Genomic DNA, 11,930 nt, shown 5'->3' with positions numbered 1-11,930 from the left:
AGCACAACTTGATAACACTCATCAGTCACAATGAAAAAAGCAGGTTTCCCTGCTTTTTCATTTGTAAACTCTAATTACATTAGTTTCCAAGAGCTGCTGCCATTGTAGCTGCAACTTCTGCTTCAAAGTCGTTTGAAGCTTTTTCGATACCTTCACCAACTTCAAAACGTGCAAATGCAACTGCTTTAGCATTTACACTGTCAAGGTAAGCTTCAACTGTTTTGCTATCATCCATGATGTAAACTTGAGCAAGAAGTGTGTAAGCTTGGTCAACTTGAGTGTTGTCAAGCATGAAGCGGTCCATTTTACCTGGGATGATTTTGTCCCAGATTTTTTCTGGCTTACCTTCAGCAGCAAGTTCAGCTTTGATTGCTTCTTCTGCAGCAGCAATCACTTCGTCAGTCAATTGAGCTTTTGATCCATATTGCAAGAATGGAAGTGCTGGTTTGTTAACCATAGCACGTGATTCGTTGTCTTGCTCGATTTTGTGGTTCAATTGTGCCAACTCATCTTTAACGAATTGCTCGTCAAGTTCTGTGTATGACAATACAGTTGGTTTCATTGCAGCGATGTGCATTGATACTTGTTTAGCAAGTGCTTCGTCGCCACCTTCAATAACTGAGATAACTCCGATACGTCCACCGTTGTGTTGGTAAGCACCGAATGCTTGATCGTCAGTTTTTTCAAGAAGAGCGAAACGACGGAATGAGATTTTTTCACCGATTGTTGCAGTTGCATTGATGTAAGCTGCTTCAAGTGTTTCACCAGTTGCTGTTGTCAAAGCAAGTGCTTCTTCGTTGTTAGCTGGTTTACCTTCTGCGATAACTTTAGCTGTTTCGTTTACCAATTCAACGAATTGAGCATTTTTCGCAACGAAGTCAGTTTCAGCGTTAACTTCGATAACTGCTGCAACGTTACCGTTAACGTAGACACCAGTCAAACCTTCAGCGGCAACACGGTCAGCTTTTTTAGCCGCTTTTGCCATACCTTTTTCACGGAGCAACTCAATTGCTTTTTCGATGTCACCGTCAGTTTCTACAAGTGCTTTTTTAGCGTCCATAACGCCGGCACCTGATTTTTCACGCAATTCTTTAACGAGTTTTGCAGTAATTTCTGCCATGTTTTTTTCTCCTATAAAATTTATTTTTTGCAATTTGCTTTTAAGTGGTCCGACACGCTAGCAAACCTGCGCTTTCACGGCTAAATCTAGATCTTAAAGTCTCCAGATTTGCCTGCAAGGTTAGCCAAGCTAACTTTACTTTAACCACAGAGTAGCAATTGCTCGACCTGCTAACGATTCTATAATTTAGGCGTCGTCAGCTCTTGGGCGACAAAGTTGCCCTTAACATGTTTAATAAAACAGAGGGCAGAGCAGGAACGCTCTGCCCTCTTGGGTTGGTTCAAGTTTTACAATTCAGCATATTGGCTAAATTGTTCATGGACGAGAGTCCTTTGTTACTTATTTACCTTCTACAACTTCTACCAATTCTTCGATTGATTCAGTTGATGCTACTTCTTCTTCGAATGATACTTCTGCATCTTCACCTTGACGACCTTCGATAATAGCGTCAGCCATTTTCGCAGTGATCAATTTAACAGCGCGGATAGCGTCATCGTTAGCTGGGATGATAACATCGATATCATCTGGATCAGCGTTAGTATCAACCATCGCTACAACAGGGATACCAAGTTTTTTAGCTTCTTTAACAGCGATTTGCTCTTTATGTGGGTCAACAACATACATTACGTCTGGGATACGTGGCATATCTTCGATACCGCCCAAGAATTTTTCAAGACGTGCGCGTTGTTTGTTAAGAAGTGCAACTTCTTTCTTAGGAAGAACTTCGAAGACACCTTCTTCTTCCATACGTTTGATTTCTTTCAAACGAGCGATACGTTTTTGGATTGTCCCCCAGTTAGTAAGAGTTCCCCCCAACCAACGGTGGTTGATGAAGTATTGACCTGAACGGGCAGCTTCTTCAGCAACTGCTTCAGCAGCTTGCTTTTTAGTACCTACGAAAAGAACAACTGCATCGTTTGCTGCTGCATCACGAATGAAATCGTAAGCTTGATCAGCTAATTTTACAGTTTGTTGCAAGTCAATAACGTGGATTCCGTTACGCTCTGTGAAGATGTATTTAGCCATCTTAGGGTTCCAGCGACGAGTTTGGTGACCAAAGTGAACACCAGCCTCGAGCAATTGTTTCATTGAAATTACTGCCATGAGTAGTTTCTCCTTTATAATGTTTTTTCCTCTCTCAGACTTCGACTTGCAGCCCAACCTTTCGGCAACAAGACCACAATTGATCTAAGATGAGTATTTGTTGTTAGACAACCATTATATTTTAACAAAAAAAATATTATTAAGCAAGCTAATCATCACTAATTTCTTGGGTTTTCAAGTTTAAAATTGTCTTTTTCGTCAAACTTCGTTAAGATAGTCTTATGACAACTTTTAAATCTCGTTTTTTCTACTTGATATCCCTTGTAACCACGATTTCCTTTGGTCTGCTCAGCCGTAAAATCAGCAATATTCCTCTTTGGATTGGCGACTCTCTCTGGGCTGTAGCAGTCTATCTTGGCTTTCGACTTTTTTTCACAAAAATAAAGCCAGAGGCTACTGCCCTTATATCCCTTGGAGTATCTTTTATTGTGGAATTTTCACAACTTGTGAACTGGGCTCCGCTAGATACTATTCGTACCACTACTCTAGGTCATCTTTTTCTAGGACAAGGATTTCTAATTAGTGACCTTATCGCCTATATTTGGGGTGTTTTTCTGATCTTTTCACTTGATAAGATGGCTCATCGAAAAGGAATTAAGGATTTTTAACCGATTTTACCTCTTGACGGGAAAGAGATTTTAAGGTAGAATATTCTTTGTTATGGCGGTATAGCCAAGTGGTAAGGCACGGCTCTGCAAAAGCTTGATCGTCGGTTCAAATCCGTCTACCGCCTTTCAGTACCTGAATTAACAGGAATTAACCGAATGAAAAGCCTGATTTTACAGGCTTTTTTGATTTTCTGTTGGGTTAAATTGGGTTAATTTCTGAAATAATTTGGGGCGAATTTGGAACAAGAGTAAACCACTCTCTTAATATCTTCATTTTTCTATTGCAATCTAGAGTGATTCTGCTACAATAGTCTAAAATCTTTTTGGAGGTTGCTATGAAAACATTAGCCAAAGGTCATCACATTCGTATTGTCAGTCCGTCATCTTCTATCGAACGTCTTGGTGGATTTGAGGCTAACTTAGCTGCCAAAGAAAAACTTGAAGAATTAGGATTTATACTATCATTTTCGGAAAATTATTTCGAAAACGACATCTTCTTTTCATCGTCAATTGAAAGTCGCGTCTCTGATTTGGAAGCTGCTTTTTCAGATCCGACAGTGGATGCTATTATGACAACTATTGGTGGATTCAACTGTAACGAGTTACTACCGTATCTTAACTACGATGTAATTGCTCAGAATCCTAAAATTTTCTGTGGTTATTCTGACACAACGGCTCTCCTCAATGGTATCTATGCTAAAACTGGTATGCAGACCTATATGGGGCCAAGCTACTCAAGTTTCAAAATGCAACAGGGCCAGGAGTATCAAAGTAAGATGTGGCTAAACGCTGTTACTCAGTCACAATACGCTCTAACACCAAGTACCGAATGGTCTAGCGATGCTTGGTACGACCCAAGTTTACCGCGCAGCTTTTTCCCAACCGAATGGAAGGTTTATAATCATGGCAAAGCTTCTGGAACAGCTATCGGTGGCAACATTTCAACACTGAACCTTCTGACAGGAACAGAGTATGCTCCAAAACCTGATAAATACGTTCTCTTTCTAGAAGAAGCTGAAGATGATAATTATGTGATTATTCTCCGTCATCTCACAGCCATCTTACAGGCTTATCCAAATCCTCAGGCAGTCCTCTTTGGCCGTTTCCCTAAAGAAACTGAGATGACACAGGAGATTTTAATGGCCATTTTTGACAAACACCCTATCTTGAAACAGGTACCTGTTATGTATGACCTAGACTTTGCCCACACTCAACCACTTTTTACCATCACTATTGGTGGAGAGGTTAGTATTAATACTCAAAAACAATCAATCGAGTTTAAAACTCATTGACATAAGAAAAGGTTAGCTTAGTTCAGTAATAAACATCAGCTAACCTTTTTTCTTTATTGATTTTTTAAGCGCTCTACATCACGCGCAATCACTAATTCTTCGTCAGTAGGAATCACAAGAACTTTCACTTTTGAATCTGGCGTTGAAATATCGCCTGAGATACCACGAGATTCGTTCTTCTCTGGATCAATACGCATACCAAACCAAGACAATCCTTCAATAACATCTTGACGCATTAGGGGACCATTCTCTCCCATCCCAGCTGTAAAGACAATGGCATCCGCACCGTTCAACACAGCTAGGTATTGACCGATGAATTTCTTGATACGATCAACAAAAACATTGTAAGCTAGTACTGCATCTTTATCCTTACGCTGAAGGCCATCTTCAATATCACGCATATCACTTGAAAATCCTGATACCCCTAGAAGTCCTGATTGTTTATTGAGCATATTCACTACTGCTGCTGCATCTTTAAGCTCTGGGTCATGCTCAACCAAGTAAGGGATAATGGCAGGGTCAATATCTCCAGAACGTGTTCCCATCATTGGTCCCGCAAGCGGTGTGAAGCCCATCGAAGTATCAATAGAATGACCATGATAGTTAGCTGTGATTGACACACCATTACCGATATGAGCTGTAATGAGTTTTAATTCTTCTAATGGTCGTCCAAGATATTTTGCAGCTTCTTGTGCCACATAATAGTGACTGGTTCCATGTGCACCATACTTACGCACTTTGTAGTCCGTATAATATTTTTGTGGAATCGGATAAAGATAGGTATGGGGCTGCATCGTTGTATGGAAAGCTGTGTCAAAGACTGCTACAGAAATAATATCTGGTAAAACTTCCTTAAACGCACGAATACCTGCTGCATTAGCTGGATTGTGAAGCGGTGCGAGTGCTGATAATGCTTCTATTTTCAAAAGAGCGTCTTCATCAATAAGAACAGATTCTTGGAAGTCTTCACCACCCGCTACAACACGGTGACCAACACCTGTAATTTCATCGTAACTTGCAATAATTTCAAAACGAATAAGGTCATCAAGTAAGATTTTAACTGCTTGAATATGGTCTGCAATATCTAAGATTTGCGTTTCTTTTTTACCATCAAATTTTACAGTCACAATCGAATCTTTGAGCCCAATGCGTTCGACGATACCGGCAGCTAACACTTCCTCTTCTGGCATTTTATAGAGTTGCCATTTAAGGCTTGAACTCCCAGCATTAATTGCAATTGTTTTTGACATCAAATCACCTCTCCGTAAACGTTTTCTTTTATTTTCATTATAGCAAAAACGCCCAGTCCTGACAACTGAGCTTTTTTGCTAATTTTAATACTTACTTTGTTTTAAGGCGTTCTACGTCACGCGCAATCACAAGTTCTTCATCGGTTGGAATAACCAAAACTTTGACTTTAGAATCAGCTGTTGAAATTTCACCGACTGCTCCAAAGACATTCTTTTCTGGATCAAGTTCCATACCAAACCATGTCAATCCTTCAACAACTGCTTGACGAACTGGAGCAGAGTTTTCACCAACACCAGCTGTAAAGACAAGTGCATCTGCACCATTTAAGACACCAAAGTATTGAGCGATATATTTTTTCAAACGGTCAATGTACATTTCAAAAGCAAGCGTTGCATCTTCATCGCCAGATTCATACCCTGCAATGATATCACGCATATCACTTGATTTTCCAGAAATACCAAGTAATCCAGATTCTTTGTTTAAAGCATTAACAACAGCTGCTGCATCTGCCAATTCAGGACGTTCAGCCACCAAGTAAGGAATCAAGGCCGGGTCAATATCACCTGAACGTGTTCCCATCATAGGACCTGCAAGTGGTGTGAAGCCCATTGAGGTGTCTACAGACTTACCACCATCCACAGCAGTAATTGAGACACCATTTCCGATGTGAGCTGTAATCACTTTCAACTCTTCAACAGGTTTACCAAGGTAGTTAGCTGCTTCTTGTGACACATAGAAATGACTTGTTCCATGTGCACCGTATTTACGAACTTGATTTTCAGTATAGTAGACTTTTGGCACTGGGTAACGATAAGCTTTTGCTGGCATCGTTGTATGGAAAGCCGTGTCAAAAACAGCAACATTAAGCACTTCTGGCAAGACTTCTTCAAAAGCACGAATCGCTGCAACATGAGCTGGGTTGTGAAGAGGAGCAAGAGCACTCAGTGCTTCAATCTCTAAGATTTCTTTTTCACCAATGATTGTTGATTCTTTAAAAATCTCACCACCAGCAACAACACGGTGACCAACACCAGTGATTTCATCGTAGTTAGCAATAATTTCAAAGCGGATAAGATCATCTAAAAGGATTTTCACGGCTTGATGATGATCGTGAATATCAAGTGTTTCACTTTCTTTTTTACCAGCAAATTTAACTGTTGAAACAGAATCCTTTAATCCAATACGTTCAATTAGTCCTGATGCCAAGACTTCCTCTTCTGGCATTTCATAAAGTTGCCATTTTAGGCTTGAACTTCCCGCATTGATTGCAATTGTTTTTGACATGTTTTACCTCATTTACCTCTTTACTAGATTTGCTTTTATTCTATCACATTCTTGTTCAAATTTCACATAGTCACTCCGACCATTTTTTGAATTTTGTCATAAACTCTACTATAACATCTTGATTTTGTAAATCTGTTATAGGATAGACGAAGGCTTCTCTTGTTTGACTGCTCTGCTTTTGCAAAATAAAGATAGCTTTAGACTTATCTTTTCGTCCAAAGAGAGTCTCAGGTAATGTGATGACAGCAAGGACACTGGCATATCCGCTCAGCCATTTTTTCAAAAGAGGAGATTGAGGACTTGTCAGAAGGTCAGTTGGGGCTAAAAACAATGCTAACCCATCAGCTTTTAGATACTTAAGCGACTGTTCCATCAGAAGGTGGTGGGCGTAGGTATGTTCAGCCGTGGCAGCTACTGTATAGCGGCGCGCAATCTCATCATTGGGATAATAGCCAACAGGAAGGTCACTGATGATGACATCGCTCTCTTTTAGGATTTGGGGGCGAACAGCATCTTCTTGAACAAAACTGACACTAGACCCCATGACATCTGCAATTGAGGCAGAAAGGTCAATCAGCAAATCATCCAGTTCAATCCCCATATAATCTAGTTGTTTACGGCTATTAGTCACTAACGTATGAGCAAGGTTACCTGTTCCCGAACCAATCTCAATGACATCAAGTTGTTCCTTATCTGTCAGGGTCTCCATTAAAAAGAGTAGGATAAAACCGATGCTGTCTGGCGTAAATTGATGATTTGCCTGCAAACTTTCTGTCTGCCCAGCCTTGATAAAGATAAATTGGAAGGCACGGCGCCATTCTTCCTGTGTGAGGTCAAGTGCTTTTAACGTCTCATTATTTTTAGCAACCATTTCAGTTGCCCCTTCAGCACCAAGATAAAAACTATTTTGCTCAATTAAAGCGTCATAGATATTAGTTTTAAGGTCGTTTTCAATCAGTTGGATATTTTCCAAAATCAGCTCATAGGCTGTTTCAATCTTTTCAAAATTCATGGTTCTATGATATCAAAAAAGCCAGAGATTGACAAAATCTTCCGCTTATTATTGGTATCTAGTGAAGGTTCACTTTTCTCTTGAATAGCCTCATCACTTACTATCTCAACTTGTTCTCTTATATCTGTCACTGATGCGGTCTCTTTAGTAAGTGGTTCTTTATCATCTGAATGGGATTCTACTACTATTTTTGTGCTTTCTTGTGATTCTACTTTTTCACTCTTTTCTGGTTCTGATTTCTGTTCTTCATCTTTTATGAAATCATAATGGTATACATGACCATCTGGTAGACTGACGGAAACTGCTACTTTTTCTCCCTTTCGTTCCCAATAGCTAGTCCCATGAGATAACTGTAACCTACCGCTTTTCTCAGTCGCTTCATCCAAAGTTATTTGAGCAATGAGATAGGCTTTAGAAGCTAGTAATTGAACATGATTCTGGCGTTCTGCTGCCTGCACTCGGCCAAGATAAAACTGCAAAAGTAGAGCAAAGATAGCAGACATCAACAGGGCGTAGAGGAGCACTCCTGCCTTAACTTTCTTTTTCAAAAGCATAGATAAAACTCCTTTCTAACTCTCCCTCAAAGGTTAAATTGATCGTTATTAGATTACCATTTTGGGAAATAGCTGAGCTCTTCAATCCAAAAATCATAGGTTGATAACCTCTCCCATTAGCATTTGTCTTTCGAAAGTCACCCTTTTTTGATTGACCAAAGGCTAAACGCTGACCTCTCTGAGACAGGTAGAGCTTATTGTTGTCAAGCTTTATCACTTTTGCACCTTCAAATTCAGCTTGTAATTGTTGGCAAAAAAGAAGCCATTCTTCCTGACGCTTATCCGATAAGTAATGAACTTGACTGGATAATACCTGCGTCAAGCCTTGATAAACTTGCACAGACCCAATAATAACTAATAAAGAAACTAAACATTCTAATAGCGTAAAGGCAGGTAACTTAATTTTTCTCAAGATAAATAACCTCTTTTCCATTTTCTGTTACCAAAAGCCCCGCCTTTGTTCTGACTACATCAACCGATACACCATTTAGGGGTAAATGAGACTGTTTAGTTTGCACCGCCATTGTCGCTACCATTAAAACCTCTTGCTCATGAAGTCTCTTAATGAGGTGCTCATGATTACGATTAATCTGATTGAGAACCAAAGCTACAATGGTGACAAGAACCCCTAATGCTATTAAGCTTTCCAGCAAAATATAAGCCTTAACGTGTCGTTTTTTGATATTTACCACTCCCTAGATACAACTGGTAGGTGATTGTTTTATCAGCAGTTGCAAAATTAATCTTAGTCAAACTATGGTTGCCACCTTTTACATCAAATACAATTGTTTTTTCTTCTAAAAGGCTGACGCTTTGAGGTAGAGAGAGCTTGGTTATCCCATTACTAATCTCTTGTGAGGTTAGTGTCAACTGCAAGTCACTCTTTTGTGCCACAGCTAACTGTTGGCTATCACAGTAGAGATTTTCAAAAGAGAGGAAAAACAACTTCTCTTCTACATCTTGAAAAATGCCTTGAACCGATCCCGAAAGAGTTATGACTAGAAAACTGATGATTAAAAGGCTAATAAGGCTTTCTAATAAGGTAAATGCTTCAAGAGTTTTTCTTAGCATTGTAGGCCTTCAATTGATCTTGTGTAATGTAACCTTTCTCTGCCAACGTTTCAGCACTAGCAGCCTGATCGTGCTCCAACTTGTACATTTCCATTTGGCTTTCAACTACTTTAACCACAGCAGCATTCCCTTTTGATTGAATGACATCCTTTTGTTTGGTTAAATTTGGTACAAATAAGAGCATCAAAACACTGATGATTAAAAGGACCACTAACATTTCTGCCAGAGTAAAAGCTTGTACGGTTGCGTGTTTAAGATTTTGAAATCGTTTTTTCATTAAAAATATCCTCCCATATTTTCATACATTGGTAATAGCATGGCCGCATAAATCATAACGATCATCAGTGCGACAAAAATAAAGATTATTGGTTGAATGATTTGTGTACTCTTAGTCAACTTGTAAAAGAAGGTTGTCCAAGTCTCCTCAGCAAAAATATCTAGCTCGCTTCCCAGCTTGGATTTAACCTCACCATATTCGATGATGAGAGAGAGTTCCCGTAAGAAAAAGGGATAATCAAGCACTTTTTGATGAAAATCACGTCCTGATAAGAGAGCTTCTTCCATATCTTTTCCAATTTCTTGAAATAGCAGAGACTTCTGTTCTTGCATGAGTTGGGTAATCTGTGCCAACTCCACTCCTTGTCCGATAAGATTTCCCCATTCTCTAGCATAATAGGCCGTTAGATAAAGCTGCACCGCTTTTCCCAAAAAAGGAAACCGTGACAGGAAGCTCCAAACTTTTAGGCGACTCTGTCTTTTCGCTATGAAAAGAGTCACGAAAATAAAAATCAGAACCGCCAAAAATGTTCCTAGAAATATAACAGGGAAATCGCTAATGAGGGTCGTTGCCCAGTTGCCATTTTCCAGTTGAGGTAGAAGGTAGTTTTTTAATCCTAGCATAATCAGAACGAGAAAACTAAGTAAAATCACTGGATAAGTCGCTACCTCAATCAATTTTTTCTTAACCTGGGTGAGATTGGCAAGGTAGCTATCAATTTTTTGCAAACTTGTTAGGGTGTTACCGTGGATTTCTGCCAAGGAAAGCTGGGTCACCACTTCATCTGAGAAACCTAGCTCTACCAACATATCTGCCATACCACGGCCATTCAGCAAACTTTGCCGCATTTGTTTGGTTTGTTTGGTCGGTAGCAGTTGACTCCGCTCTAAAAAACTAACCATTTCAGTTAAGTTAAAACCTGCGCTCATCAGATTAGCGAAGAGCTGAATAACCTTACGCTGGTCTTTCAGCCGTAATCTTTTCGATTTTTCCTTCTTCAAAAGTGAGATGTCCGTCTGCAACCAGCTGATCAATTTGGTCATTCCACTGGTCTGGCTTGTGGTTTTGGAAATGGTCTTCGGCATAGTCAATAATCCCTCCTTTCCCGATGAGACGTTGATAAGCAATCCCTCGTAAACTGTTGTGAAGTTCTTCTGGTGATGCCCCTAATTCTAATAATCTAGCATAGACTCCTGGAATACTTTTAGCGTGAATGGTTGAAAAGACAACGGTTCCTGTTAGACTAGCCCTGATAACCGCACGCGCCGTTTCACTATCACGAATTTCACCAATAATCAGAACATCTGGTCGATGACGGAGCGACAGCTTTATCAAAGCATCATAAGTCATGCCAATACTATCATTGAGTTGTAACTGAAGCATGGAGGGGTCTTTAATTTCTACAGGGTCTTCAATGGAAATGACCTGCTGGCCTAAAAAACGTTCAGCGACCAACTGATGCATCAAGGTAGTTTTGCCACTTCCAACGGGGCCCGAAAAAAGGTAAAGCCCTCGACCAGATAATTTTTCCTTAAGCTTATTAAGCCCATCAAACCAGTATTTGAGCTCAATCCGTCCGCTAAAAAGAATACGAATGACCAAGCTTTCTTGACCACGATAGTCACCCACACTTGATAATCTTAGACTAACTTTCTCCTCACTATTGAGTTCATAATCACAGGAACCAAGCTGACTACGCCGCTTTTCACCGACATTCATACCAGATACAAACTTAAAATGACTGATAAGACTCGCTATCTTGTCTTTGTCATACTCTCCCATAAAGCGTCTCTCATCACCAATTCGCATATAAAGTTCATAATCAATTTCCCTAGGTAACAGATAAATATCCTGCGCATCTAACTCTACCGCCTTTTGGATAATTTCCTTTGCAAGTTCTTGTACCATAACGCCTCCTTACCTAACTATTCGTAAGGACGCAAAAAAATCTTGCCGCAAGGACAAGATTTTTTGTGTTTTAATTAATATTCTCCCACTTCCAATCCCGGACTTCTGGGATGTCATCTCCGTTTTCTCGGATGTAAGCGGTATGGTAAGCAACCTTCTCGTCCATTTCTTGGGCAAAGGCTGACGCCCTGTCTCCTAGTGCAGCTTGGGCCCCATCTTTGGCAATATGGAAGCGATCCATCTCTGACATCACTCGCATATCAAATGGCGTTGTGATATCGCCATTTTCACGGTAACCATGGATATAAACATTATGGTTGGCACGGTCAAAGAAGAGGTCACGAATCATCCCTTCATAGCCATGGAAACCAAAGATAACTGGCTTATCCGTTGTGAAGAGTTTGTTAAACACTTCATCTGACAAACCTCGTGGATCCACTTTTGGTGAA

14 protein-coding genes, 1 tRNA gene and 1 pseudogene are annotated in these 11,930 nt (G+C 40.0%); 3 read left to right on the top strand and 13 right to left on the bottom strand.

All coding sequences use genetic code 11. The annotated features are described in order from the left end of the window. Positions 1-79 precede the first annotated feature (79 nt). A complete protein-coding gene (tsf, locus tag GZ996_RS08665) occupies positions 80-1,120 on the bottom strand; it encodes a translation elongation factor Ts (protein ID WP_156806805.1) in 1,041 nt (346 codons plus the stop codon). 339 nt (positions 1,121-1,459) lie between these two features. Further along, a complete protein-coding gene (gene rpsB, locus GZ996_RS08660; RefSeq protein ID WP_121835576.1) occupies positions 1,460-2,224 on the bottom strand; it encodes a 30S ribosomal protein S2 in 765 nt (254 codons plus the stop codon). A gap of 221 nt (positions 2,225-2,445) precedes the next feature. Between rpsB and GZ996_RS08655 the strand changes: the two genes are divergently transcribed. The 3 genes from GZ996_RS08655 to GZ996_RS08645 all read left to right on the top strand — a co-directional run bounded on the left by GZ996_RS08655 (position 2,446) and on the right by GZ996_RS08645 (position 4,124). After that, positions 2,446-2,832, top strand: a complete 387-nt coding sequence (locus tag GZ996_RS08655; RefSeq protein WP_162011845.1) for a ribosomal maturation YjgA family protein — start codon at positions 2,446-2,448, stop codon at positions 2,830-2,832. A 54-nt stretch (positions 2,833-2,886) separates the two neighbouring features. Next, a tRNA-Cys gene (locus tag GZ996_RS08650) sits at positions 2,887-2,957 on the top strand. Between the two features lie 210 nt (positions 2,958-3,167). Continuing rightward, positions 3,168-4,124, top strand: a complete 957-nt coding sequence (locus GZ996_RS08645; RefSeq protein ID WP_162011844.1) for a S66 family peptidase — start codon at positions 3,168-3,170, stop codon at positions 4,122-4,124. Between the two features lie 53 nt (positions 4,125-4,177). Here GZ996_RS08645 and GZ996_RS08640 read toward each other — a convergent pair whose 3' ends face one another. The 11 genes and pseudogenes from GZ996_RS08640 to GZ996_RS08590 form a co-directional block, all read right to left on the bottom strand. Continuing rightward, positions 4,178-5,374, bottom strand: coding sequence for an acetate kinase (locus GZ996_RS08640; protein ID WP_162011843.1), 1,197 nt, complete (start codon positions 5,372-5,374; stop codon positions 4,178-4,180). A 91-nt stretch (positions 5,375-5,465) separates the two neighbouring features. Then, the gene (locus GZ996_RS08635) at positions 5,466-6,659 is read right to left on the bottom strand and encodes an acetate kinase (RefSeq protein WP_161979746.1); all 1,194 of its coding nucleotides are present in this window, start codon (positions 6,657-6,659) and stop codon (positions 5,466-5,468) included. 70 nt (positions 6,660-6,729) lie between these two features. Beyond that, positions 6,730-7,671, bottom strand: coding sequence for a class I SAM-dependent methyltransferase (locus tag GZ996_RS08630; RefSeq protein WP_156806798.1), 942 nt, complete (start codon positions 7,669-7,671; stop codon positions 6,730-6,732). Continuing rightward, entirely contained in the window at positions 7,668-8,225 is a 558-nt protein-coding gene (comGG, locus tag GZ996_RS08625; RefSeq protein ID WP_202922613.1) for a competence type IV pilus minor pilin ComGG, read from the bottom strand. The genes GZ996_RS08630 and comGG overlap by 4 nt, the downstream gene beginning before the upstream one ends. Beyond that, positions 8,203-8,658 carry a competence type IV pilus minor pilin ComGF gene (gene comGF / locus GZ996_RS08620; RefSeq protein ID WP_156806792.1) on the bottom strand — a complete coding sequence of 152 codons (456 nt, stop codon included), beginning with the start codon at positions 8,656-8,658 and terminating at the stop codon, positions 8,203-8,205. The genes comGG and comGF overlap by 23 nt, the downstream gene beginning before the upstream one ends. Further along, positions 8,624-8,917, bottom strand: coding sequence for a competence type IV pilus minor pilin ComGE (gene comGE / locus GZ996_RS08615; RefSeq protein WP_162011842.1), 294 nt, complete (start codon positions 8,915-8,917; stop codon positions 8,624-8,626). Before comGE ends, comGF begins: the two co-directional genes overlap by 35 nt. Then, positions 8,889-9,296, bottom strand: coding sequence for a competence type IV pilus minor pilin ComGD (gene comGD / locus GZ996_RS08610; protein ID WP_156806788.1), 408 nt, complete (start codon positions 9,294-9,296; stop codon positions 8,889-8,891). Before comGD ends, comGE begins: the two co-directional genes overlap by 29 nt. Then, positions 9,277-9,573 (bottom strand): competence type IV pilus major pilin ComGC, encoded by a 297-nt coding sequence (gene comGC, locus GZ996_RS08605; RefSeq protein WP_156806786.1) that lies wholly within the window; start codon positions 9,571-9,573, stop codon positions 9,277-9,279. The genes comGD and comGC overlap by 20 nt, the downstream gene beginning before the upstream one ends. After that, positions 9,573-10,616, bottom strand: coding sequence for a competence type IV pilus assembly protein ComGB (comGB, locus tag GZ996_RS08600; RefSeq protein WP_162011841.1), 1,044 nt, complete (start codon positions 10,614-10,616; stop codon positions 9,573-9,575). The genes comGC and comGB overlap by 1 nt, the downstream gene beginning before the upstream one ends. Then, positions 10,528-11,481, bottom strand: a complete 954-nt coding sequence (comGA, locus tag GZ996_RS08595) for a competence type IV pilus ATPase ComGA (protein ID WP_162011840.1) — start codon at positions 11,479-11,481, stop codon at positions 10,528-10,530. Before comGA ends, comGB begins: the two co-directional genes overlap by 89 nt. A 70-nt stretch (positions 11,482-11,551) precedes the next feature. After that, positions 11,552-11,930, bottom strand: a pseudogene (locus GZ996_RS08590) (phosphoketolase); the annotation flags it as partial.

It is taken from the genome of Streptococcus sp. S784/96/1 (assembly GCF_902729355.1).
Lineage (GTDB): Bacteria > Bacillota > Bacilli > Lactobacillales > Streptococcaceae > Streptococcus > Streptococcus caledonicus.
This window is presented reverse-complemented; position numbering and strand designations above follow the sequence as displayed.